Below are 26646 nucleotides of genomic sequence, written 5' to 3' on the forward strand. Positions count from 1 at the left end.
TTATATCAACGGATATTACAACAATGTTAGACCACATCATTATAATGCAGGTTTAGCACCAAATGAATCTGAGGTTAGATACCAAGATTCTAAAACTGTGGCCAAAATTAGTTGACCACTACAAAACGGCGTGATATGAAATACCTTGAGTAGAATCAATAGTTAGTAATTGATCCGTAGTCATAATTATAGGTTCTTTGGTTTTGGGATGAGCTGGATGCTTAATACCCAGTATATTTGCCACTTTTAGTGTATAGTTAAGTGGCAAGATAGGAAACTGCTCTCTTATATCAACGACACTGTCAGAGAACTCGGCTAGGTAAAAGAGTTCAGCTTCAATTGAGGACATCATATGATGCTCACGCTGAGACTTTCGCCCAAAAACTAGTGACCTAGTTCCGTGGGATTTAACATCCTGAATTCGCAGCCAGGGCTTATAATTAAATCCTTCTCCTATCCCATATTTGTTCTTAAGGGCTCGCTGAAAATCCTGCACAGATTCTAACTTTCTTCCTCGTGACATGAGTATTATCATTACCTTTACATAGATAAAGCATAGTAGCAAACCTCGCTACGGGCAAACTTTTGTGCTTACGGACCAACTTTATTGTCGCTGCACAAGCTAACAATACTGCCCTGCTGCAAAGCCGCAGCTCCAAGCATATTGGAAGTTATAGCCTCCTAGCCAACCGGTTACGTCGGTTACTTCACCAATAAAGTACAGCCCTTGGGCTTTTTTCGCTTCAAAGGTTTTTGAGCTAAGTTCGTCGGTGTCTATACCGCCTAGAGTTACTTCCGCTGTGCGGTAACCTTCGGTGCCGTTGGGTTTAATTTGCCAGTTATGAATGTAATTAGCTAGATCGTCAATTTGGCTATGGGTGAGCTGATTTACATTGCAATCTGGAATAGCTTTACTCTCATGCAGTATTTCAATAAAGCGTTTTGGCAAAATAGTCGCTAGGCTATTTTTTAATGATTTTTGTGCTTGGGTTTCTCGCCATGTTGCTAATTGCTCTGTTAAATCAAGCTCTGGTAACAGGTTTATAGTCACTGCTTGCCCTGCTCGCCAAAATGAGCTGATTTGTAATATAGCGGGGCCTGATAAACCACGGTGAGTAAATAGGATGTTTTCTTTAAAACTTGTGCCGTCTTCACTGCTGACGATACATGGCACGCTAATACCCGATAACCCTTCAAAGCGGTCCTTATCATGTTGGTGCAAGGTAAATGGTACAAGTGCAGCCATGGTCGGTAATACTTTTAAGCCAAATTGCTCAGCAATTTTATACCCTATTGGTGTTGCGCCTAGTTTTGGCATGGTTAAGCCACCAGCGGCAACAACGAGTGACTCACAGCTGTATGACTGTTGTTCTGTGATCACGAGATAGCCAGTAGCGGTTTTTTCAACGCTAAGCACTTCGTTACGCAGCGCAACATTAACACCCGCCCACTCGCACTCAGTTAGCAAAATATCAACGATATCTTGTGCGCTATTGTCGCAAAATAACTGCCCAAGGGTTTTATGGTGATACGCCAAACCGTGTCTGTCCACCAGCTCAATAAAATCATGCTGGGTATAACGGCTTAAACACGATTTTACAAAGTGTGGATTACCACATAAATAGTTTTCAGGGCTGGCGTTTTCATTGGTGAAGTTACAACGTCCGCCGCCGCTGATGAGAATTTTACGACCAGGCTTTTTGCCCATATCAAGCACTGTAACACTGCGGCCACGGTATCCTGCTTGTGCTGCACACATTAAACCTGCGGCTCCGGCACCGATCACTATTACATCTACTTGGGTCATTTGTTCATCTCATGAGGAAATTTTTGCAATTGTAGCAAATTTAAAAGTACAAACTGAGCGGTATTTCACTATTTTATTATTAACAACAAAGTGTGAAAAAATAAATGTTCACCTCGCCAGTCTACAAATTAATTAATACTTTATAACCACTGTAACGGCATAATAAAAGTCATAAAATCGTATTTAGCCATATAAACATCCCGATATAACTAAAATAGAGACATTAATAATAAAACGTTATTTTAACTATTTTAACAGATCATTTACTTTTGTTCCCCTTCACGACAATTCATCGTGAAGCTTAATAACAATCTAGGGATAATTATGACAACAAGAAAAATATTTAAAAAATGCGCTGTAGCGCTTACTGTGAGCGCGATATTTGCAGCGACATCAAGCATGGCAAATCCTAGCGAAGCAATAACACCATCTATTGCTGACATAACAACAAAACTACAAAGCCAAGATCCTCTCGGTACACGCTTTATCATCAAGTATAAAAATAATAGTAATGATATGGCAACATTTTCGATTGCTGATACTAGCCCACAAATGATGAATAAAAAGGCCCAAGGCTTTGTTAAAAACTTTACCAGTAAAAAAGGAAAAGTTAAGGCGCAATATATCCGTGCAATGGCATTGGACAATCATCATGTTATGCGTGCAAATAAAAAACTAAGCGCTGACGAAGCCCAACAATATATGCAAGAAGTAATGGCTTCAGGCAATGTTGAATACATTGAAATCGACCAGATGTTAAAACCATTTGCAACTCCTAACGACCCTCGTTATGACGACCAATGGCATTACTATGAGCAAGCTGGCGGGTTAAACCTTCCAACTGCATGGGATACCGCAACAGGTAGCGGTGTAACAGTGGCAGTATTAGATACTGGTTATCGTCCACACATTGATCTTAATGCCAATATTTTACCTGGCTACGATATGATTTCGGATACATTTGTCGCAAATGACGGCGGCGCACGCGATAGTGATGCACGCGATCCAGGTGATGCAGTATCTGCCGGTGAGTGTGGTAATAATAACAGTGCACAAGGTTCAAGCTGGCACGGAACCCATGTTGCAGGTACTGTTGCAGCCGTTACGAATAATGGCGAAGGTGTTGCTGGTGTTGCTTATGATGCTAAAGTTGTTCCGGTACGCGTACTTGGTAAATGTGGTGGTTTAACATCTGATATTGCCGACGGTATTATTTGGGCTTCAGGCGGGTCAGTTTCTGGCGTACCTGCTAATGCTAACCCTGCTGATGTCATCAATATGAGTTTAGGTGGCAGCGGCTCTTGTAGCTCAACAACACAAAACGCGATTAACCAAGCACGTAATAACGGCACTGTAATTGTCATTGCCGCAGGTAATGATAACGACAATGCTAACAACTATAACCCTGGTAACTGTAATGGCGTAGTAAATGTTGCATCGGTTGGTCGTAATGGTGGGCGAGCTTACTACTCAAACTATGGTACATCTATCGATGTTGCAGCACCTGGTGGTGCGCAAAGCTTTGCTAATGATTCAGAAGGTGTTTTATCTACACATAACTCAGGTTCATCAAGCCCTTCTAGTGACAGCTATCATTACTCACAAGGTACATCGATGGCAGCACCTCATGTTGCTGGTGTTGCTGCTCTTATTAAACAAGCAAAGCCAACTGCAACGCCTGATGAAATTGAAAGCATATTAAAATCAAGCACTCGCTCATTCCCTGCCACATGCAATAACTGTGGTACTGGTATTGTTGACGCTGCAGCCGCAGTTGCTGCTGCAAGCGGTGGTACTACACCACCCGTTGGCGGCAATGAGTTACTTGATGGCCAAGCTCAAACGGGCCTAAGTGGCGCTGCGAGTAGTGATACTTTTTATACAATGACTGTACCAAGTGGCGCAACTAATGTGACTTTCACTATGAGTGGCGGAACGGGTGATGCAGATTTATATGTACGCTCAGGTAGTAAACCCACTACATCAACTTATGATTGTCGTCCGTATAAAGGGGGTAACAGCGAAGAGTGCTCTATAGACAGCCCAACTGCTGGTACATATCATGTGATGGTACGTGGTTACTCGGCTTACTCAGGCGTGAGTTTAGTTGGTAATTTAACAACCTCTGGTAACACAGGTAATCCACAAGCAGGTGGTGGAAATGTATCTGATATTTCAGCTAATGCAGGGCAATGGAAACATTATACCCTTGATGTTCCAGCAGGAATGGCAAGCTTTACCGTAACAACGTCTGGTGGCTCAGGTGATGCAGATTTATTTGTTAAGTTTGGCAGCCAACCAACAGGCTCTAGCTATGATTGCCGCCCATATAAAAACGGTAACGCAGAGACATGTACGTTTAGCAATCCTCAAGCAGGAACTTGGCACATGAGTGTGAATGCTTATAAAACCTTTGCCGGTTTAACGCTTGACGCACAATACCAGCCTTAATTAGCAATAAGGCATAGGGTTTGTATTAAACTCTATGCCTATAAGTGCTATTTGCCAGTTCCCTTGGTAACTTTGGCCGAATGAAAGTTCGGCTTTTTTAGCTCTTTTTTAAAGCTTTTCAAGTACCGCTTCTGCGCGACTTACTGCAAACTCTTTATCTTGTTCAACAAATAAACCTGTGACTTGCTGATCTTCAACAATCATTGCATAACGCGTTGAGCGTACACCACCAAATGCAGCAGTGTCTTTATCTAAACCAAGTGCTTTGGTAAAGCTAGCATCGCCATCGGCAAGCATCTCGATTGCTTGAGCATTATGTTGCTCACCCCATGCTTTCATTACAAACGCATCGTTTACTGATACACAGTAAATAGCGTCAACGCCTTTGGCTTTTATTTTATCTGCTAGAGTAATAAATTCAGGTAAATGTGCATTTGAACACGTAGGTGTAAACGCGCCTGGCACTGCAAATAACACCACTTTTTTACCTGCAAAAAGTGTTTCATTGGTAAGTGTTTGCATACCGTCGTCAGTAAGCTGTGTAAGACTAACGGCTGGTAATGTTTGACCTTGAGAAATCATGATATTTCCTTTTAAAGTGATGGGTTTTGAACAACACCAAAATAGCACAAAAGCGCAACCAACCCTAACATCGAGTTGCGAGTAATTGTGCCTTTGCAAGCAAAGTTACAATCCTAAACTACTGCGAATAGTATGCATTTGCTGCTGTAAACGCTGATGAATATCAGCCACTAATAAACTGGATTCACTCACCTGCCCTTTCATACTTTGCATTGACTGGCTGAAGTTCTCTAACAATGAGTTTTGCTGCTTTGCCAACTCCATGGCATCAAAAGCGACTTTATTAGCATCCTGTGCATTATGAGCTACCCCTTCGGAGTTTCGTTTCAGCTCTTGGGCATTATCGGTTTGCAATTGAGCATCATCAGCTAATGCTGATATTTGCGTTGACACCATAGTTGAGTTTTCACTCAATAGATTGAGCTGGTTATTAATATCACTCAGCGAACCTTGTGTTTGCCGAGCTAACTTGCGCACTTCATCTGCAACCACAGCAAAACCACGGCCATGTTCACCTGCGCGCGCTGATTCGATCGCAGCATTGAGTGCCAGCAAATTAGTTTGATCTGCAATATTGCGGATCACTTCAATAACTTTCCCTACATCTTGTACACCACTGAGCAACTCTTGCAAGCTATGTAAACCTTGCTCCACCCGCTGTTGTGTATTTGAGCTAGCACTGAGCATGTTTTGGGCAAACCCTAAACTTTGCTCCATTGCTGAAAACGTATGCTTGGCGTTATCTGCTACCTTGCCGTTTATATCGTTTACTTGCTCACCAATATGTTGAATATCAGCCAATAATTCTTGATTTTGTTCAACTTGATGATGACTGGCATCTGTTTGCTGACTTATCGTATGTAGATGCTCGCTCATTTCTTGCATAAAATCGTTAATCACCTTGAGCATTTGTGCACGCTCTTCAGCCTCTAACCGTTGACGCTCAATTAACTGGTTAAAGTAACTAGCTATTTCACCAACTTCTGTTTTTGAGTTACTACTTTCAATATTTTTTAATTCGTTACTTTCGATTAAAAATGCAAAGCCATCACGTAATTGACGAAGCGGGGTTAATACTTGATTTCGCTGTACAAAGTAAACACCAACAGCCAATACAACTAACATACCAATGGCAATACAAAACACTACAAATACTCGCTGCTTTAACGTACCTTGCTGAATTTTAAGTTGCTGCTCAGCATTTATCACCGTGTCAGAAAGTGTACTGATCTGTTTGCGCAGAGCCTGTATGCCTGTTTGACGCTGCTGAGCTTGTGCAATGGTGTTCTCTAAATCACGTGGGTAGCGGTTCGGCCAGCTTCTTAGCTCAGCCTTAATTTCACCTGCTAAATCTTCGGCTTCTTCATCTATAAACAAACTATCTTCATCAACTTCACTCATAACGCCCAAGTTTTCAAGCTCGTCAATCTGCTTTGCTAAACGGTTTAAGTTAGCAATACTTTGTTGTAAGTTGGTTTGTGTGTCTTGATCAAAACTAAGCATTAGCTGATAAGTAAACAACGACAAATTTGTCACTTCGCGGTAGTAATCACTGGCAAGCTGATAATAAGCCTGAGCGTTAGTATTTTGTTGCCCTGCTTTGTTAGCATAACCAATTAAAGAAGAAGCTGAGCCCGCCATTTGCCTAAGTGCATTATCAAGTAATGCTGTTTCATTACCTGACAGTTTACCTAAAGCACGATACTTACCTTTTATATCAGTATCGAGTTGGCTTAATTGCAGATCTAACTGTTGTTTTAAATCAATTGGTAAAATAGCAAGTTGGGTGTCTTTTACTTGGCTAATTAAATCCGACGCTTTCCCTAAATACTGACTATCGCCCTGTGCTAAGTAATCTTCTAGTAAGCCTTTTAAATCAACGAGTATTTTATTTTTTAATTGATTATAAGATTGGTCTTGTTGTTCGAGTTTAACTAAGGTTTGACTTGCCCAGTACAAGGTTCCGCCTAACAGCAGGCTAGCCAATGCCAGCAAAATAGCCAGCAACCGAGTGAATGATGACACGCGCATGAAATTAAATTCCTTTGGGTAACTGCGCGTACACTATTAACTATTTATGACAGTTTAATGAAAATCGATATGAAACTCTTATAACTTTATGGGAACAAAAATAAAAAATACGAATAAAGCCTCACACCATGGCGGCTTTGACATACACATCAAAGCGATTCTTTTTGGTTTTAATCTGCATGCTAGGCGTCTGATTATTTAAAAATGGTGCGTAATCAGGCCGCTTAACAACCACTCGCTTACTAGCCAGTGGGTAGGCAAATGCGAGTAAGTCATCAGCATCATTATCTGCGCCAACCAAGTCTTGAAACACCCGCATTTCTTTTTTAACCAGTGCTGACTTTTCACGGTGTGGAAACATTGGATCCAAATAAACTACATCTGGCATACTTTCGCATTGCGCGAGTAAGGTATGACTTGAGCCAAACACTAGGCTCATGTTTTGCTTCATCCACGGACCAATTTCATTATCGCTATAAGCACGTTGCAAACCATCATAAAGTAATGCTGCAACAACCGGATGGCGCTCATGTAAAATCACTTTACAACCCAGTGATGCTAACACAAAACCATCACGGCCAAGCCCTGCGGTCGCATCTAGAACAACGGGGGTCGCTCCTTTATTTAAACCCACCGCTTTAGCAATTGATTGACCTTTACCGCCACCGAATTTACGCCGATGAGCAACAGCCCCAGTTACAAAGTCAACGCTAATAGCGCCAAGTTTTGGTTCATCGGTTTTTCGTAAGCTTAAGCCTTGATCATCATAATGAAGTGAAAAGCCTTCGCTTTGTGCCGCCCACTCAGCGAGCCCAAAACGCAGCTCAATTTCATTAAGATAAGGACGTACTTCTTTAAAAGGACACTGTATAACCAAAATAAACTCCGACCGTAAATAGCTTGCGAAGTATATCAATTGCTTAACGCTATAGCACTAAAATAGCTCAATATCAGTTTGCGAAGTAACGTCTTGAGAGTGCTCTGACGCGGCTGTGTTGCTCAAGCTTTCTATCAATTCGCTGCGCGATTCAATAATGTGATTGAGCTGATGCTTAATAAAAGCCAAGTCATCATTCAAGATAGTTAACTGTAATTGTGTTTGCTCTAATTGCTCAACCTGCAATGCCAACGCTTGGTTCGCAGCAAAAGCGGGATCTTGCTGCATAAGTGCACGTAATTCAGATAACTGAGTTGTCAATTTAGCTACGGCTTCTTCACGCGCCTCGCTACTGACAAATAATTGCGAAGAAAGCTCATTGAAAGCATTACCAACCGCATGCGCTTGGGCTAGCGCCATTTCCTTTACTTCCATATCTTGAATTTTGGCATTGGTCACCTCCAAAATATGCGGGAATAAATCTTTATAGCGACCATACAGCACAACATCATCTAAAGGCATATTTTTAATTAAAATAGACACTTTAGGATAATTAACAATAGTACGACTACTAAAATCAACAAAGCGATTAGAGTAACGGTGCTTTTCTAATAACTCTTGCTCTAACGGACAAACACCACCGTCATCAGTACACACAACTCCTACATCTTGATACCAAAATGCCACAACCACATCGAGATTCAGCGGTCGGAAGAATTCAAAAAAATAGGCCGATAATGATTGCACATCATGGGCGTGATAGGTTTGCCCAACATAACGCATTATGCGCCCCATATCGCCGGAGTCAGTCATGGCGATTTCAGCAGTGCTCTGCGCGCGCGCAACATCATTTTTTAACTTAATAGAATGCTGACGATATTGATACAACACCCGAATACGCGCCATTAATTCTTCTGCATTAAAGGGCTTTACAATGTAATCGGCAGCACCGGCATTATAACCTTTAACACGTTCTGGTAATTCGCTTTTACCCGACAAAAACATCACTGGGGTATCTTTGGTTTGCTCATTACTTTTCAGCTCACGACACACTTCGTAGCCCGTTTTACCCGGCATTTCAACATCCAATAAAATAATGTCAGGGCTATATTTATAAGCTTGCCTTAAACCTTCTTCGCCATTTTTAGCATGAATTAACTGACAAAACCCCGCTAATGATTCCTCTATTACACGATGAACATATTTATCATCATCAATCGCCAGTACCAGTTTTGTCATGCCCAATTCCTTTTTATTAATTACTTAAAAAAGCATAGTACGGAGCCCTGATTTTGCGACAATTTATTACTCTAAATAGTAAAAAAGCGCCAAACGGCGCTTTTCAAGATTAAATATACGTAGTGCTTAAGCTGCAATACCACTGTGGCGCAATAGTGCATCGACACTTGGCTCACGACCACGGAAGTTTTTAAACAACTCCATTGGTTCTTCACTGCCGCCTTTTTCTAAAATATGCTGCATAAAGGCTTGCCCAGTTTCTGGGTTAAAAATACCTTCTTCTTCAAATTTGGAAAACGCATCAGCTGAGAGCACTTCGGCCCATTTATACGAATAATAACCTGCGCTATAACCACCAGCAAAGATATGGCTAAAACCATGTTGAAAACGGTTAAACTCTGGTGCTTTAACAACTGATGTATGGCTACGTACTTCATCTAAACGCGCTTGAATTTGGCATTCTTCACCCGCTTGATAATCGTTGTGAATTCTAAAATCAAATAACGAGAACTCGATTTGACGCAGCATTTGCATGCCTGAGTTATAGTTTTTAGCTGCTAGTAGTTTATCCAATAACTCTTTAGGCAATGACTCGCCCGTTTCATAGTGACCTGAAATAAAGTTAAGTGCTTCTTCTTCATAACACCAGTTTTCTAAAAACTGACTTGGCAGCTCAACGGCATCCCATGCAACACCATTAATACCCGCAACTGGCGCGGCATCAACTTGGGTTAGCATATGGTGAATACCATGGCCAAACTCATGGAATAAAGTGGTGACTTCATTATGAGTAAACAGTGCAGGCTTATCGCCTACCGCTTTATTAAAGTTACACACTAAATACGCTACAGGCGTTTGTAACTCGCCATTGGCGCGTACTTTGCGACCCATGCAGTCATCCATCCACGCGCCACCGCGTTTGTGATCACGCGCGTATAAATCAAGATAAAAACGGCCACGCAGGGTATTGCTACTGTCGTAAATTTCAAAAAAGCGTACATCTTTATGGTAACTATCAATGTCTTTTAACTCTTTAACACTAATACCAAATAAACGATTTACTGTTTCAAACAAGCCGCTTAGTACTTTATCTGCGGGGAAATACGGGCGCAGTACTTCGTCTGATATTGCGTATTTCTCTTGCTTAAGCTTTTCACCGTAATAACCATAATCCCACGCAGCGAGTTGCTCAATGCCATGTTTTTCTTTAGCGTAAGCTTGTAGCTCAGCGAGCTCTTGCTCAGCTTGTGGTTTAGATTTAGCGGCTAAGTCTTCTAAAAATGAGAATACTTGCTCTGGCGTTTCAGCCATTTTAGTGGCTAATGATTTTTCAGCATAACTGGCAAAACCTAATAGTTGCGCAATTTCATGACGCAGCGCGAGTTCTTCACTCATAATCTCAGAGTTATCAAACTGACCAGCGTGTGGGCCTTGATCAGATGCGCGTGTTGCAAATGCCGTATACGTCTCTTCGCGTAATTCACGGTTATCAGCATAAGTCATGATCGGTAAGTAAGACGGGAAATCAAGGGTAAATACCCAGCCGTCCAATTCTTTGCTTGCTGCTGTATCTGCCGCTAACGCTAACGCCGACTCAGGTAAACCTGCGAGTTCGCTTTCATCAGTAATGTGCTTTTGCCAAGCCAATGTGGCATCCATCACGTTATTGCCAAATTTAGCCGCAAGTTCTGATAAACGTGCGCTGATCTCGCCGTAGCGCTTTTGCTGCTCAGGCGCCAAGGCGATGCCCGATAATTCAAAGCTACGCAATGCATTAGTAATAGTTTTTTGTTCAGCCGTACTTAACGTTTTAAACTCATCGCTGTTGTGCAGTGCGTTGTAGGCTTCATACAACCCTTGGTGTTGACCAACAAAGGTTGAATACTCTGAGATAAGTGGTAAACATTGTTCGTACGCTTCACGTAATTCATCGCTATTAACTACGGAGTTCATATGCGATACCGGAGAAAACATTCGCGATAATTTATCGTCAACTTCTTCAAGAGGTAACACTAAGTCCTGCCAAGTGAATGATTTATTAGCCAGCACTTCGTCTATTTTAGCGCGGCATTCGCTAATACCCGCTTTTAGCGCCGGCACAACATGCTCTGGCTTAATTTTTGAAAACGGTGGTAAGCCTTCAAGGCCTATTAGTGGGTTATTTTGTAAATCGCTCATGTTAGCTCTCAAATCGTTTCGAATATGATTTTTAAGTTGGGGCGTACGTCTCGAAATACAAGGGGCTTTTAACGGGTCTGCCATGTGTTATTATCAGAGAAATACGTTTTATATAAACTTGAGGACTAAAGATGGCTCAGCATTTTGATTACATTGCGATTGGCGGCGGCAGCGGCGGGATAGCGTCAGCTAACCGTGCAGCAATGCGTGGCGCGAAAGTGGCACTAATTGAAGCAAAACATATGGGTGGAACCTGTGTAAATGTAGGTTGTGTACCAAAAAAAGTAATGTGGCATGGCGCTCAAGTTGCTGAAGCAATTAACTTATACGCCCCTGATTACGGCTTTAATGTTGAAGTAAAAGAATTCAACTGGAGTAAACTAGTAGAAAGCCGTGAAGCCTATATTGGCCGCATTCATAAAGGTTACGATAATGGCCTTGCTAAAAACGGCGTAACAGTTATTAAAGGCTTCGCTAAATTTGTTGACAGTAAAACAATCGAAGTAGACGGCGAGCACTACACCGCCGATCATATTTTAGTGGCCGTAGGCGGTCGCCCTAGCATTCCAAATATCCCAGGTGCTGAACACGGCATCGATTCAAATGGCTTTTTTGAGCTGAATGAACAACCAAAACGCGTTGCAGTTGTTGGTGCCGGTTATATCGCGGTAGAGATTGCCGGTGTACTACATAGCCTAGGTACAGAAACCCATTTATTTGTTCGTAAAAATAAACCATTGCGCACCTTTGACCCATACATCATCGACACCCTTGTTGATATTATGGCCAAAGAAGGCCCGACGCTGCATACCGAATGCTCACCAAAAGAAGTAGTTAAAGAAAGCGATGGCAGCTTAACTATCCACTTTGAAAATGGCTACAGTCAAAATGTTGATCAAGTCATTTGGGCCATTGGCCGTACACCGACGACTGATAAGATTAACCTAGTCGCAGCGGGTGTTGAAGTAAACGAAGGCGGTTACGTTAAGGTAGACGAGTACCAAAATACCACGGCTAAAAATGTTTATGCTGTGGGTGATATCATCGAAGGCGGTATAGAGCTTACCCCTGTTGCAGTAAAAGCAGGCCGTACTTTATCAGAGCGTTTGTTCAATAAAGACCTGCCAGATGATTTAAAAATGGATTACAGCTTAGTTCCTACCGTGGTATTTAGCCACCCGCCAATTGGTACCATTGGTTTAACTGAGCAAGAAGCAATTTCGCAGTACGGCAACGAGAACGTAAAAGTGTATAAATCAAGCTTTGCAGCTATGTACACTGCGGTTACTCAGCATCGCCAAGCATGTAACATGATGCTAGTGTGCGCAGGCCCTGACGAGAAAGTTGTAGGCTTACACGGCTTAGGTTTTGCTGTTGATGAAATGATCCAAGGCTTTGCAGTAGCTATGAAAATGGGCGCAACCAAAGCAGATTTTGATGCCGTTGTTGCGCTGCACCCAACTGGCTCAGAAGAGTTTGTTACTATGCGCTAGCTAAAGGCTAAAGGCTAAAGGCTAAAGGCTAAAGGCTAAAAAGATAAAACCTTGCAGTTAACGCTGCAAGGTTTTTTTTATCGCTGTATCCCTTCTCAATTGATCGCCCTAGCCCCTTTATTACTGTTCTACCGTGGTTAAATCTGCAAAATTTAGTTAGTATGGTCGCGTGTTATTTCTTATTAACGCTCCATCAATTAGGAATTTATGAACAAAGATTTACTGCTCCATCCGGTACTTATTTCACTAGCAATGATCACTATTGCGTTTACTCTTAAGGCGCTGGTTGACAGATTTGCGCGCCATAAAGCAGAAAAAAAAGAAAAAGATATTCGCTATATTTCGCACAATATTAAGCACTCTATTAACCTAGCAACGGTGCTATTACTGCTATTTGTATGGTCTACTGAAATCCAGAACTTTGCGCTGTCGATCGCGGCATTTGCAGTGGCTATTGTATTTGCGACCAGAGAGTTTATTCAATGTATAATTGGCTTTTTCTATTTAGTCACTACCCGTCCGTTTCGGGTTGGCGACTGGGTTCAGGTTGGTGAATATTATGGTGAAATAGCAGAAACTGATTGGATCAAAACCACCATGCATGAAATTGACATGCACACCTATCAGTTTTCTCGCAAAACTATTTATATTCCGAATAATAAACTGATCACTAACCCGATTAAAAACTTAAACTTTGTAAAACGTTTTACCACTCATCACTTTAGTATTGTGCGTAAAGAAAGTTTTAATCCGTATCCAATTTACGAAACTCTAACCACGAAAGCGAAGCAATATTGTGAAGAGTTTCAAGATGTGGCTGGTCGTTATAATTCGATTATCGAAAGAAAATTAGATGCAAAAATTTCTGGCCCTGAGCCTGAAATACACTTTAGTACCACAGAGTTGGGCGAGTTTAAAGCCAGCTTTACGCTATTTTGCCCAACTGACAAGGCGCTAGAAATAGAGCATAAGCTAACCGCTTTTTTTATGGAGCTTTGGTATAACGAAGCTGCAAAAAGTGAGTTAAAAAACTAAGTTTAAGCACTTAGTTATCAATCAATAAAGAAAAAGCTTAGCCCCATCAGGGGCTAAGCTTTTTTCTTTACAGCTCAACAGCAGTTACAAAAATTAAGCGGTGCCACCCACTGTTAAGTTATCTATTTTCAAGCTTGGCTGGCCAACGCCAACAGGGACACTTTGACCGTCTTTACCGCACACACCCACACCTTTATCCAGCGCAAGATCGTTACCAACCATAGATATTTGCTGCATAACTTCAGGGCCGTTACCAATTAATGTGGCGCCTTTGATTGGCCGAGTAATTTTGCCGTTTTCAATTAAGTAGGCTTCTGAGGCACTAAATACAAACTTGCCTGAAGTGATATCTACTTGGCCGCCACCAAAGTTTGGGGCGAAGATACCTTTTTTAACTGTGCTAATAATATCGGCTTGGCTGTGCTCGCCGCCTAACATATAAGTATTGGTCATACGTGGCATAGGTAAATGCGCGTATGACTCACGGCGCGCATTACCAGTTGGGTTAACGCCCATCAAACGCGCATTCATTTTATCTTGCATGTAGCCTTTTAAAATACCGTTTTCGATAAGTACGTTGTACGCTGCAGGCGTACCTTCGTCATCCACATTAAGTGAACCACGGCGATCGGCAATGGTGCCGTCATCAACTACAGTACACAGCTCTGATGCGACTTTTTGGCCCACTTTACCGCTAAATGCCGAGGCTCCTTTACGGTTAAAGTCGCCTTCTAGGCCATGACCTACGGCTTCATGCAGTAATACTCCTGGCCAACCTGCGCCAAGTACCACTTCCATCGTGCCCGCTGGAGCGTCAATAGCTTCAAGGTTTACTTTTGCTTGGCGTACGGCTTCTTCTGCGTATTCCATCCAGCGGGGTTTACCATCCACCAGCTCTTTAAAGTAACCATAGTCTAAACGTGCGCCACCACCTGCGCCACCGCGTTCACGGCGGCCGTCTTTTTCAAGTAATACCGAGCAATTTAAACGGATCAATGGGCGGATATCGGTGGCAAATGTGCCATCGCTGGCCGCAATCAATACTTCTTCATACACCGCAGACATAGAGCTAATAACTTGCTCTGCGTCAGGAGCAAGCTCACGAATATAATTTTCAAGCTCACGTAACAAATTTACTTTGTCGGTATCACTCATGCTTTGAATCGGCTGCAGTGGTGCAAACTGCTGTTTTGCTGCTACATCACTAAATACCTGAATGGCTTTACTTTCACCTGCTTCGGCAATACTGCGCGCAGCGGTTGCGGCTTTGTTAAGTGCTTCTAAATTAATTGCATCAGAGTACGAAAAACCGGTTTTTTCGCCGCTAACTGCACGTACGCCGACGCCGCGTTCAACGTTGTATGAGCCTTCTTTTACTAAGCCATCTTCAAGCACCCATGATTCATGGTGGCTAGATTGAAAGTAAAGATCCGCGTAATCAACTTTATGCTGATGAATAAAACCAAGCGTTTTTTCGAGTTCTTCTCGATTTAGCTGGCTGTCGTGTAATAAATGCTGTTCAACCGTGTTCATAATAAATGCTCTCTAAATCGTTGGTGAGATTGCACTGGCATATCTCGACGAATGGCGTGTAAGCGGTTTAGATCTGGCTGACAACCAATAAACCCAATGCCATTTGCAAGCTCGCTGAGGACGTCGCCCCAAGGAGAAATGATAATACTGTGGCCGTATGTCGCGCGACCATTTTCGTGTTGCCCTACTTGCGCAGCAGCAATCACATAACTTTGCGTCTCTATCGCTCTGGCCGTTAATAACGGTTGCCAATGAGCTGCACCTGTTATGGTAGTAAATGCGCTAGGCACTAAAATAACCTCTGCCCCAGCTCGTTGCAAAGCACTAAATAAGCCACTAAAGCGTAGATCATAACATACTGTAAGACCTATTTTACCAAACGGTGAATCGACCACCACAATGTCACTGCCCGCTTCGGTGAAGTTAGACTCGCGATACGCACCAGTCCCATCAGCAACATCAACGTCAAATAAATGCATTTTATTGTACTGGGCCAGCACTTCACCTTGCTCATTAAACAGCAAAGACGCTGCAAAATATTTGTCATGCTCTGTGGCAATCGGCACAGTACCTGCAGCTAGCCAAATATCATGTTGGCGACATAACTCACTTAATTGTTGTTGATAAACATCACTTTGCTTTGCTACAACAAGTGTTTCATGGCCGCTATTAGCAAACACCAAGAAGCTTTCAGGTAAACACACCAGTAACGGCCGAGTTGCAGGAAGCGTGGTTAACTGTTGCCTAAGTTGATTCATGTTGCCATCAGCACACAGCCCGGAGCACATTTGTAGAGCGACTATCATAGCTTGCATCGTTTAAGGCCTCATTGGGTGGCTGTATCCGCGGCATCTTTGAGTGTTAACTCACTGGAGGCGGCGGCTTGAGGTTGGTTTTGTGCAGCTTGCGGAAGAGTCACTTCACGACTTTTACGATCTACTTCTTTCACTACAGGATCAGTCATGCTGCCGGTCACTTTAAAGTTAATCTCAGAAATAACGCGCGCCGAGTGGATCACTTTATCTATCGCCAGTGCCGCAAGCCCAGTTACCGGATTGACCATCCACGCGACAATCACCGGAATACTTGAGGTCACTTGTGGTGCAACCGCTAAATCGTAATCAATTTCCATGGTATTGAGGTTGGTATGACCTTTAATCGTCAGATCAGCAGGCACCCCATCCATTTTAGTATCTTGCGTGTAAGCGATGCCTTTATCTACCTGCATGGTGCCTTGCAGACTGTTATAAAAAAAACCTTTCGAAAATACATCTCTAAAATCGAGTTTTAACTTACGCACTAATGAATCCAGGCTCAATAACGAAAATACCCGTGCGCCGCCATCGCTTACCTCAGCTAAATGCCCTTCGCCTAAATGCCAATCTAAATTACCATTGAGGCTGGCAATATCAAATAAATAAGGCGCATCTTGCCATTCAAGCGTAAATTTAATATCTGCGGGTGAATCTTTAACTGTGGTGGTTATATCAAACTCATCAAATAGCTCACCAATGTCATCACTTTGCATATTGCCACTAAATTGGCTTATACCATCTTGCCAGTGCCCTTTAGCACGTAACACATGCTTGCCTTTATCAACCACCAGCTCAGATATGGTGAGCTTATGACCATCGCCATAAAGCGATGCGCTGACTTTATCTAATTGATAGCTGGCCACTTTACAATCAGTACACTCAAATTCAATGGCCGGTATGTCACTCAACCAAGTGTAATCTTGAGGTGTTTCAGATGGCGGTAATTCGTCTGTTGTTGGGGTAAAATTAACGCGTAAATAATCACTGGCAATATGAATCGGACGACTTGATTTATCTCGCGGAATAAGTACTTGCGAGCGTAATTCTTTGGCGTTTAGCCGTAAGCTCATGTCACTTGGGGTCGGCGCTAAACGCATTTCAAAATCATTAAATGCAATATCACCAATGGTTAATTGCTGAATGTTACCCACCACTTCTTTTAATGGTGGTAGTACGCTCTGCTCAGCTGATTCTATTTGACTGATGGTGATGATCTGCTGGATCAAGCCAAGCCAAGGTAATAGATCTGTTTGCTCTAAATCAATTGCAACACTTAAGTCTTGCTGGTTTAAACCCAGATCATGCTCGCCTAAAATAAACTGTGCATTGGTTAGTTTGCCAACGTTATTCGCTAAGATGCCATTAAAATATAAGTTGTTATTAATATTAGCGGTGATCAAATTAGAAATATTATCACCTTGAATAACAGCCGTTAGCGGCCATACTTGATCGGCACTTTTAGTGTACGGTGCGGGCAGCTCACTACTGAGCCCTTCGAGTTGTGAGCTGACATTAGCGCGATAATCAAAGCCGTCCGTTAAAAAGTTTAGAGCAAGATTAATAGCCACTTCACTTTCACCATGCAAGTAACCTTTTAGTAAGTCTTGACCATGAGAAATTAACGTATCAGCATTTAACTGTGCTTTTATATCAACGTCAGCACGATAGTTTGGGCCAATATTTTTACCATTAAAGTTAACTTTCAGCGGCATTCCTAACCAACTTGCGTTAGCATTTTCTAAAGTGATCTGATCATCATTAAAATAGAGCTTACCTGTCACACCTTCAAGCTGAAGCCCAGGTTGTGCTAAATACACTGGCAGATCTTTTAAATTAACCATGCCTTTAGCTGTTACATCTAACTCATTTAAATCAACAAGTAGCTCAATATCAGCGCTGGCAGCGCCGTTACCTTGGATCACCTCAAATACATTTGCTAGTGGCTCAGCAATTGGCGTTGCTTTAAAAAACGGAAGTAATTTTTCCATCTCAGCACGTTTATTAATTTTTACGCTCAGTACATCTGCGTTCATTAGATCTGTAATACTGACATGCACGGCATCACCGACCGCTAAGTTAACAAGCCGCCCATGCTCAGAGTAAATATCCATACGCTGATTTTCAAAATGTAATTTTGCACTCGCTTGAGTTACTGCAGGCCAATCAGGGGCAAATTGATAATTGGCGTTATCTACCTGCGCTAATACTTCAAACTGTCCTGAATTATCGGCAAATGGAAAGCCCGTTAATGGCCCAGAAAACAGCACTTGTGTTTGAGTAAGTTCGCCACCTTTAATAGCCCCAGTTAAGTAATCAACTAAATTTTTAGTCATCACAGGGCGTGGGAAATAATGGCTGGCAACACTGGCATCTGGTGCAAATGCTTCTGCATATAAATCAAGCCGAGGCTGTTCGTCTAAGCTAAGCTTCATTTCGGCTGCAACAGTGACCTCATCATTATCAAGCCACATATTATCACTGCTGATCTGCCAACCTTGCTCACTATTGGCTAAATCAATTTGCATATTCAGTTGGTTATATTTGATTGGCTGGCTAAAAGTATCAGCGGTAAGTAACTCGCTATTTTCGCCAAACAGATTAATACGACCACGATCTTGATTTAACAAACCATCGACAAGTAAGCCCTGCACACCGGGCACACCTTGCTCTGCAAGCCAGCCCAATTGCTGGGCTTCAAACCATAATTGCCATTGCTGTGTTGATGTAAATTGCACATAAGCGCGCTTAACTTGACCACTGGGTTGACGACTTAACAGCGGCTCTAATTCAGCAAAATCACTTAACTGGGCTAACCTTGTAACCAAGTCAAAATCGAGTTCTTGCAACCAAATTTGTTGTTGCTTGTTATCCAGCTGTGCTTCAAATTGAAAGTCGGGCCAATGCTGTTGATCGTTTGAGAGCCGCACCCCTGAACTTTTTAACCGCCAACCTTGCTGCCAAGGGTAAAGGCGAAAACCCCCTTCACTTAAACTAAATTGATGACTTTTTGTATCTTGCTGCCAATTAATAAAGCTTGGCAACCATTTAACTGTGACATCTTTGATCAGGCCTTTTTCAATACTCAACCATGATTCTAAGTTAATGTCAGAATTGAGCTGCTCTTTACTGGCATTAATATACTGAGCCAGCCATTTCGACACATCAACATTATTTGCTTGCACATAAATATCACCCAGCATGGTTTCTAGCGTCGATCCGGTTAATGCCAAGCGAGCATCAAATGTACCCACTGAAATCCCGGGCAATGCTAAAGTACCACTAGCTAAGTGTTGTTCGTATTGATTTTGCCAAACGATGTCTTCAAGCATTACCCGACGCTCTTTACCATCTGCCAAGATAAAATTAAGACTACTATTTTCAACCGCAAAATGACCGGTTTTACCTAAGAATAAGCCTTCAATCAGCTCTTTTTGTTCAAACGATACCTCACTGCTGTTTGACTGCAACATAGTCGGCATATCAACATCAGCATGGAAACCGTTGATCACAAAGTAGTTAGATTTTAACTGTCGTGTTTTGATGGTTTCCCAGACGTTTAATTCAAGGCTAGCTTTAGCGATAGTCAGTGCGATGGGTGAGCTTTTATTATCTTCAAAGGTGATATCTTCCAAGACAATAGAAGGACCTTGGCCATGCCAGCTGGCAGAAATAGCCCCAATTGATAAATTAACCGCAAACTTATCATATAGGTAACTTTCAAGGTCACCTTTATAGTCATTGGCATACGGCAGGGTATATTTTAAAACCGAAACAACAACGGCAAGCAGTACCAGCGTTATGGCGAACACTTGCCATAACTTACGGATACAAAAAAAACAGACCGTCTTTGCTTTCATTACATCATAACCACATCAAACTGCTCTTGACTGTAGAGGCTTTCGGTTTGAATGCTCACTTGCTTACCAATAAATAACTCTAGTTCTGCAAGATTATGATACTCGTCGTTAAGTAATGCCTCACTTACCGCGGGAGCTGCATAAACCATAAATTTATCAGCCGCGTAAGCACGGTTTACTCGAACAATTTCACGTAGTATTTCATAGCATACGGTTTCAACGGTTTTTTGTGAACCGCGCCCAGAGCAGGCCGGACATACATCACATAAAATATGTTCAAGACTTTCTCGAGTACGTTTGCGGGTCATTTCCACTAAGCCTAATGCCGATAAACCATTAATATTTGATTTAACGCGATCTTTACCCAGCGCAGACTCAAGTGAATGCAATACCCTACGCTTATGCTCTTCGCTAACCATGTCAATAAAGTCGATAATGATAATACCGCCCAAGTTACGCAACCTAAGCTGACGGGCAATCGCAGAAGTAGCTTCTACGTTGGTGTTAAAAATAGTTTCTTCGAGATTTCGATGGCCAACAAAGGCACCGGTATTAACATCGACCGTGGTCATCGCTTCGGTTTGGTCGATAATTAAATAGCCACCTGACTTTAACGTCACTTTACGATGTAAGGCTTTTTGTATTTCACTTTCAACATCAAACAAATCAAAAATTGGTCGCTCGCCTGGGTAATACTCTAAAGCATCGGAAAGGATTGGTACAAACTCTGCGGTAAAGCTTTTTAGCTCTTCATAGGTTAGCTTTGAGTCAACCCGAATACGCTCCATGTCTTCCCCTACGTAATCTCGTAGAGTTCGAAATGCTAAGGTTAAATCTTCATGCAAAATACTTTCTTTGCTGGTTTTTTTACGTTTAGTGACGATTTTTTTCCATAGTTTTTTTAAAAACTCGGCATCGTGACGCAACTCAGCTTCGCTGGCACCTTCAGCTGCAGTACGAACTATAAAGCTGCCGTCTTCATCGCCATACTCACCTACAATGCTTTTCAATCGCGCGCGTTCTTCTTCGGTTTCTATACGCTGACTCACACCAACATGGGTGGCATCTGGCATAAATACTAAATAACGAGAAGGGATGGTGATGTCAGTTGTTAAACGTGCGCCTTTAGTACCCAGTGGATCTTTTACCACTTGCACCATAATGTATTGACCTTGGCGCACTAACTCGCGAATATCTTGTACTTTTTTAATTGGTTGCTCGTCAACACCTTCAACAATAGAGGCGCTATTTACAATATCAGACGCGTGTAAAAAAGCCGCTTTATCTAAACCAATATCAACAAACGCAGCTTGCATACCCGGTAACACTCGGCTTATTTTACCTAAATAAATATTACCGACGATACCTAAATTGCCAATACGTTCTAGTTGAATTTCTTGTAATACACCGTTTTCAATCAGGGCAACACGGCTTTCACTCGGGGTGACGTTGATCAGTAATTCTATACTCATGTTACCTACTTAGGAATTCGCTTAATAATTTTTCGCATTCATATAAAGGTAAGCCTACTACCGCAAAATAGCTACCGGAAATATTAGTAACAAAGCGCCCACCGAGTCCTTGTATACCATAGCCACCGGCTTTGTCTTGTGGTTCACCAGTTTGCCAATATGCTGCTAATTCTTGTTCTGAGAGTGTTTTAAAACTCACTTGCGTGGTTACTACACAACTCATGACCTTGTGTTCAGTAGCAAATGCAATTGCCGTTAACACTTGATGACTGCGCCCAGATAAACGTTTTAGGGTTGCCATAAAGTCAGTTTTATCACGGGGTTTACCTAGTGACTGATTATCTATGACCACTACGGTATCACTGCCGAGTACGGGGCGATCTGTATACCCCATAGCAACACCGGTTTGAGCTTTTAGACGCGCTAAACGCTCAACAAGTTCAAGGGGAGTTTCGTCTGCTAGCTGGCTTTCATCAGCATCAACACTAAATTGTGAAAATTCGATACCAAGTTGAGTTAGTAATTCTTTGCGCCGAGGAGAAGCTGACGCTAAATAAATGGCAGTTTGCATTACCTGATCCTGAAATGACGGCGATATTTACGTAGCAATAAGAAAATCCAAGGCCAACTTAACATGCCAGTCACGACCGGCCATAAATACTGCGGGTTGAAATAAACATCCATTAAAAAGTGATTAAGCCAAAATTGCATTAAGTGATATAGGGTTAAAAATAAGCCCACGAGTATCGCTTGCTGCCAAATTGAAAAATTACGAATTTTTTGAAAGTTACTTGCGGTTACAAAAATACAAATTGAGTAAGTGAGTGAATTAATTCCCAGCGGTGACCCTGTGGCTAAATCAATCAGCAAGCCAACTACCCAAGCCGTACCAATATTTAATCGATGTGGAACAGCTAAAGACCAGTACATTAATACTAATAACACCCAGTCAGGGCGAAAGGGTTCAAACGAAAAAGGCAATGGCATCAAAGCCATGATCAACGCAAAGAAAATACTCACGGTGATCAATAAGAAGTAACGACTATTCATTGCTGATAGTTTCCTGCTGATTACGCCATAAGATCACTAATAAGCGAATACGATCTAACTGAGCTATAGGCTCGGCGTATACTTGAGCAAACGGGCGGCCCTCATCGCGATTAATTTCAGTTACCACAGCAACCGGGTAGCCCTCAGGAAAAGTGCCTCCAAGTCCTGATGTCACTAGCACATCACCAATCCGTACATCTAAACTATGGGGTACATGGGAGAGTTTAACTAAATTAATTTTACCAATCCCTTCAACCACGGTACGCACATCATTACGTAAAATACGTACTGGTGTGGCATGGGTTGTGTCGGTCATCAGTAACACCCGAGACGTCGTTGAGCCTACTTTGGTAAGTTGTCCGACGACCCCCATCTCATCAATCACCGCTTGGCCTTCACTGATGCCATCTATCGTGCCACGATTGATCACCACTTGATGGCTATAAGGATTTGAATGAACAGAGAGAACTTGAGCAATAATTTTACGATTTGACTGCTTAGCAGAAGAACCAAGTAACGCGCGTAGCTTTTGATTTTCTTTGTTTAAGAATTGATATTGCTGAAGCTGTTCGCTTTGCAGTAATTGTTTTTTCTTGAGGGCTTCGTTTTCAGTTAATAATTGATCGCGCGTGTGTAAGCTTTTAGCCCCGAGGCTAAATACTTCATAAGGTAAATTGGCTAAATACAATAACGGACTAACTAAGGTGTTTAAACTAGTGCGTACTGTGGTGCCACCTTGCGTATAACGATCGCCTACGATCAACACGATACTCAAAAGCACTGCGACAAAAAGTCGCAGCTGCAAAGAAATGGCACGCCCGAACATTAACTTCATTAGTCGTAACTAAATACATCACCACCATGCATATCAATCATCTCAAGTGCCTTACCGCCGCCACGCGCAACGCACGTTAATGGATCATCAGCAACCACAACAGGAATGCCGGTCTCTTCCATTAATAAACGGTCTAAATCTTTAAGTAATGCACCACCACCTGTTAATACCATGCCTTTGGCTGATATATCTGACGCCAGCTCTGGTGGCGATTGCTCAAGGGCAACCATTACCGCACTAACAATCCCCATTAATGGCTCTTGCAAGGCTTCTAATATTTCATGTGAATTAAGCGTAAATGAACGCGGAACACCTTCGGCAAGGTTACGGCCACGTACTTCAATCTCAATTGGCTCATCTGTTTTAAACGCAGAACCAATTTGATGTTTAATGTTTTCAGCCGTTGCTTCACCAATTAAACTACCAAAATTACGACGTACATAGTTGATAATTGCTTCATCAAACTTATCCCCACCAATACGTACAGATGATGAGTACACCACGCCGTTTAGTGAAATAATTGCAACTTCAGTGGTACCACCACCGATATCTACAACCATTGAACCTGTTGCTTCTGATACCGGTAAACCTGCACCGATTGCCGCAGCCATTGGCTCTTCAATTAAATAAACTTCACGCGCACCTGCGCCCATAGCCGATTCACGAATTGCGCGTTTTTCTACTTGCGTAGCACCGCACGGTACGCAAATAAGCACACGCGGACTTGGACGTAAAAAGTTATTGTTATGCACTTGTTTAATAAAGTGTTGTAACATTTTTTCAGTTACATAAAAATCAGCAATTACACCGTCTTTCATTGGCCGAATGGCTTTGATATTACCAGGCGTTCGACCAAGCATTTGCTTTGCTTCAGTCCCTACTGAGGCTACACTTTTAGGTCCACCAGCGCGTTCTTGACGGATCGCAACTACTGATGGTTCATTAAGGACAATGCCTTCGTCTTTAACATAAATAAGGGTGTTGGCTGTACCCAAGTCGATCGATAGATCGTTTGAAAAAATACCACGGAGCTTTTTAAACATGAGGCTGGATGACCTTTGAAAAATATTCTTATATTAGCTTATGCAACTTTACCATGCTGAATCAGTTCGGCAATAAAAGTGCAGCTACCTTTGTTAATTGGGTAAAAAAGGAAGCTATGCTTCCTTTTTAAATTAATTTTATCGTTCGCGTACTAGACGAAAACCAATATAGTTTGCACGAAAATCTGGCGCTAAAATCAAACGAGTTGAAGCACGAGCTAAGCTAGGCGCGAAATTCCACGCACCACCACGGACAGTAACATCCGCTTGTTCAGCTGACTTATGAGTCCATTCCCATACATTTCCTACTGTGTCGTAGAGACCAAACGCATTAGGTGCAAACGAGCCTGTTGGCGATGCACTTTTATTTGACCACTCACTACCACACCAACCACAATTGGCTAAATTTTTACCTATCTCATTCCCCCACGGGTATTCAGTTTTAGTACCAGCGCGTGCTGCATACTCCCACTCAACCTCATTAGGTAAACGATATTGTTGACCTGTTTGACCAGACAACCAATCAGCGTATGCTTTCGCATCGTTGTAGGTTAAGCACACTGCTGGAAAATCACTGCCTTGCTCAAAACCTGGATTACGCCAATTTAAATTTGCTTCCCAGACCGGTTCGCCATTTAAATAATAAGCACAGCCACGATTACGCTCAGCTTCAGTTTTATAGTTAGTGTTGCTGACGAACTTTTGATAAGCCCCGACTGTCACTTCTTTATTTTGCATCGCAAATGAGTTTGCAATGGTTTTTTCAACAACTGGACGCTCATTTGCAAGTCCATTGCCATTGATATCACCCATTTCAAACTTACCTGCGGGAATAACTACCACGTCAGCGGCAGCATTGCCTATAGCTGCACTAGTTACTGATGTCGTATTACGTTGCTCGCTGGTGTATGTCGGTGCAGCAATCGACTCAGGCTTTTTTACCAACTTAGCATGAATCGTCTGCGGCTTTCGTAAATCAACACGCACGCGATAAGGTTTATAACCCTGCTTGCGAACTTCAACATCATGAATACCACTTGGTAAAGTCGTTGCTAAACGTGTTGAACCAAAACTTACGCCATCAATAAACACTTCGTCGTCGTATACGTTTGAACGCAGTGTAAATTCAATCATTTTATTACTATCAACGACTTGTGTATTAACCGTTGGCATTGGTTTGACTGAATAATCACGTATTGGTTGTTCACTCAAGCGTGACACCGAAACGTTGGCATTATCCTGACCATCACTGAATGTTAACTGACTATCAGTAAAAGTAGTGTCATACCGAGTTTGATAGGTTGCCGTTAGCGGCGTGCCGTACTCTGAACAATAGCGATTATCAACACTCAATAAATTACATAAGCGGCTGCTATTCACATCACCGCGCATAGTGACGCTTAAGTTAACGTTATAATTGCCTTGACCGCTAAAAGCACTATTAACTACATGGCTACTTAAAACCTGTACTTGTGCACCAGCCATATTACGTTTGGGTTCAACTAGGCGCTCTTCAGTTAAGTTAGCAAAAATTTGGTCTACAAAACGCTTGGTTGCTTTTTGTAAGCCCATTTGCTGGCCTCGTTGCTCACAGGCTGCCAATGTTTCTGTTCGTTTACAGTTGATAGTGTGATTAACTTCTAGCGTCCCTTCGCGGGTAAACTCATTGCGTAAGCGCTCAACTCGGGCTGTTGTTAATTGTTCTTTTAAGCTTTCGAGTGTATTTAACTGAGTATGTTTTGCTACGCGAATTTGTTCAATGTCTTTGCGGTGGGATGCAATTGCCGCCAACTGCATCGCGATATCGTCTTTATTTTGCTTATGATCAACCACAGCTTGCTGATATCGCGCCTGTGCAGCACTTATATCAATAGTGGGATCATCAATTAAACGACGATACATTTCATTCATGGCATCAAGTGCTTGATTTTTTTCTTTGTCCAGCTCAGTCGAACGAGTGCGTAATAAATCAAGTTGACTTTGTAACTGACTTTCTTCTTTTAAATGTTTTTCAAGTATCTGTGTAGCGTTATCGTATTCAGCTTGTTTAATACTGATCTCAGATTCAATTCCAGTAACTGTGGCTGTATCTTGTGCAAATGCACTCGATGCAAACAAACTAGCTGAAATTAACAGAGATAAAGGAGCAATTCGCATATATTCCATTCCCAAAAAGCGGCAATTATTTGGTCATTATTTATTTTTTATAATTAAACTCTTATGCTATGTACTTGCAAGGCAAAACACAAGCTTTGTTCAAAAATTATCTGAGTTTACAACTATTACCGTACTTCATGCCAGTAAATTACCATCACATAGTATGAAAATAGCCCCTTTTCTTGTTCATG

General features: G+C 42.1%; 19 protein-coding genes. 3 read left to right on the forward strand and 16 right to left on the reverse strand.

Annotated elements, in window-relative coordinates; genetic code table 11:
* Positions 1–118 precede the first annotated feature (118 nt).
* Together H5182_RS22175 and H5182_RS09865 are read right to left on the reverse strand one after the other, a co-directional pair.
* Positions 119–352: a TnsA endonuclease N-terminal domain-containing protein gene (locus tag H5182_RS22175; protein WP_220497086.1), complete on the reverse strand. Its 234-nt coding sequence runs from the start codon at positions 350–352 to the stop codon at positions 119–121.
* Positions 353–622: 270 nt separating this feature from the next.
* The gene (locus tag H5182_RS09865; RefSeq protein WP_182732052.1) at positions 623–1807 is read right to left on the reverse strand and encodes an NAD(P)/FAD-dependent oxidoreductase; all 1185 of its coding nucleotides are present in this window, start codon (positions 1805–1807) and stop codon (positions 623–625) included.
* A 324-nt stretch (positions 1808–2131) separates the two neighbouring features.
* On the opposite strand from H5182_RS09865, the gene H5182_RS09870 reads away from it, so the two are divergent.
* Positions 2132–4258: a S8 family peptidase gene (locus H5182_RS09870; protein ID WP_182759950.1), complete on the forward strand. Its 2127-nt coding sequence runs from the start codon at positions 2132–2134 to the stop codon at positions 4256–4258.
* Between the two features lie 108 nt (positions 4259–4366).
* Here H5182_RS09870 and H5182_RS09875 read toward each other — a convergent pair whose 3' ends face one another.
* The 5 genes from H5182_RS09875 to prlC all read right to left on the reverse strand — a co-directional run bounded on the left by H5182_RS09875 (position 4367) and on the right by prlC (position 11165).
* Complete coding sequence (locus tag H5182_RS09875; protein WP_145238704.1) at positions 4367–4840, reverse strand: peroxiredoxin; 474 nt, start codon at positions 4838–4840, stop codon at positions 4367–4369.
* 105 nt (positions 4841–4945) lie between these two features.
* A complete protein-coding gene (locus H5182_RS09880; protein WP_182759951.1) occupies positions 4946–6871 on the reverse strand; it encodes a methyl-accepting chemotaxis protein in 1926 nt (641 codons plus the stop codon).
* 121 nt (positions 6872–6992) lie between these two features.
* The gene (locus H5182_RS09885; RefSeq protein ID WP_145238699.1) at positions 6993–7748 is read right to left on the reverse strand and encodes a class I SAM-dependent methyltransferase; all 756 of its coding nucleotides are present in this window, start codon (positions 7746–7748) and stop codon (positions 6993–6995) included.
* A gap of 57 nt (positions 7749–7805) precedes the next feature.
* A complete protein-coding gene (locus H5182_RS09890; protein WP_182759952.1) occupies positions 7806–8987 on the reverse strand; it encodes a two-component system response regulator in 1182 nt (393 codons plus the stop codon).
* 126 nt (positions 8988–9113) lie between these two features.
* Positions 9114–11165 carry an oligopeptidase A gene (gene prlC, locus H5182_RS09895; RefSeq protein WP_145238693.1) on the reverse strand — a complete coding sequence of 684 codons (2052 nt, stop codon included), beginning with the start codon at positions 11163–11165 and terminating at the stop codon, positions 9114–9116.
* Positions 11166–11296: 131 nt separating this feature from the next.
* Between prlC and gorA the strand changes: the two genes are divergently transcribed.
* Both gorA and H5182_RS09905 read left to right on the forward strand, forming a co-directional pair.
* Entirely contained in the window at positions 11297–12658 is a 1362-nt protein-coding gene (gorA, locus tag H5182_RS09900; RefSeq protein ID WP_149982657.1) for a glutathione-disulfide reductase, read from the forward strand.
* Positions 12659–12865: 207 nt separating this feature from the next.
* Entirely contained in the window at positions 12866–13693 is an 828-nt protein-coding gene (locus tag H5182_RS09905; protein WP_149982654.1) for a mechanosensitive ion channel family protein, read from the forward strand.
* Positions 13694–13786: 93 nt separating this feature from the next.
* Here H5182_RS09905 and tldD read toward each other — a convergent pair whose 3' ends face one another.
* The 9 genes from tldD to H5182_RS09950 all read right to left on the reverse strand — a co-directional run bounded on the left by tldD (position 13787) and on the right by H5182_RS09950 (position 26455).
* Positions 13787–15226, reverse strand: coding sequence for a metalloprotease TldD (tldD, locus tag H5182_RS09910; protein WP_149982653.1), 1440 nt, complete (start codon positions 15224–15226; stop codon positions 13787–13789).
* Positions 15223–16032, reverse strand: coding sequence for a carbon-nitrogen hydrolase family protein (locus tag H5182_RS09915; RefSeq protein ID WP_182759987.1), 810 nt, complete (start codon positions 16030–16032; stop codon positions 15223–15225). Before H5182_RS09915 ends, tldD begins: the two co-directional genes overlap by 4 nt.
* Positions 16033–16052: 20 nt before the next feature.
* Complete coding sequence (locus tag H5182_RS09920; protein WP_182759953.1) at positions 16053–19898, reverse strand: YhdP family protein; 3846 nt, start codon at positions 19896–19898, stop codon at positions 16053–16055.
* Positions 19898–21370 (reverse strand): ribonuclease G, encoded by a 1473-nt coding sequence (rng, locus tag H5182_RS09925; RefSeq protein ID WP_149982651.1) that lies wholly within the window; start codon positions 21368–21370, stop codon positions 19898–19900. The genes H5182_RS09920 and rng overlap by 1 nt, the downstream gene beginning before the upstream one ends.
* A 1-nt stretch (position 21371) precedes the next feature.
* The gene (locus H5182_RS09930) at positions 21372–21941 is read right to left on the reverse strand and encodes a nucleoside triphosphate pyrophosphatase (RefSeq protein WP_145238593.1); all 570 of its coding nucleotides are present in this window, start codon (positions 21939–21941) and stop codon (positions 21372–21374) included.
* On the reverse strand, positions 21941–22420 hold the full coding sequence (gene mreD, locus H5182_RS09935) for a rod shape-determining protein MreD (RefSeq protein WP_145238590.1): 480 nt from the start codon (positions 22418–22420) through the stop codon (positions 21941–21943). The genes H5182_RS09930 and mreD overlap by 1 nt, the downstream gene beginning before the upstream one ends.
* Positions 22413–23255 (reverse strand): rod shape-determining protein MreC, encoded by an 843-nt coding sequence (gene mreC / locus H5182_RS09940; RefSeq protein ID WP_182717725.1) that lies wholly within the window; start codon positions 23253–23255, stop codon positions 22413–22415. The genes mreD and mreC overlap by 8 nt, the downstream gene beginning before the upstream one ends.
* Positions 23255–24298, reverse strand: a complete 1044-nt coding sequence (locus H5182_RS09945; protein ID WP_145238587.1) for a rod shape-determining protein — start codon at positions 24296–24298, stop codon at positions 23255–23257. Before H5182_RS09945 ends, mreC begins: the two co-directional genes overlap by 1 nt.
* 138 nt (positions 24299–24436) lie before the next feature.
* Positions 24437–26455: a formylglycine-generating enzyme family protein gene (locus tag H5182_RS09950; RefSeq protein WP_145238584.1), complete on the reverse strand. Its 2019-nt coding sequence runs from the start codon at positions 26453–26455 to the stop codon at positions 24437–24439.
* Positions 26456–26646 lie beyond the last annotated feature (191 nt).

This window comes from Pseudoalteromonas sp. SG44-17 (genome assembly GCF_014164235.1).
Taxonomy (GTDB): domain Bacteria; phylum Pseudomonadota; class Gammaproteobacteria; order Enterobacterales; family Alteromonadaceae; genus Pseudoalteromonas; species Pseudoalteromonas rhizosphaerae.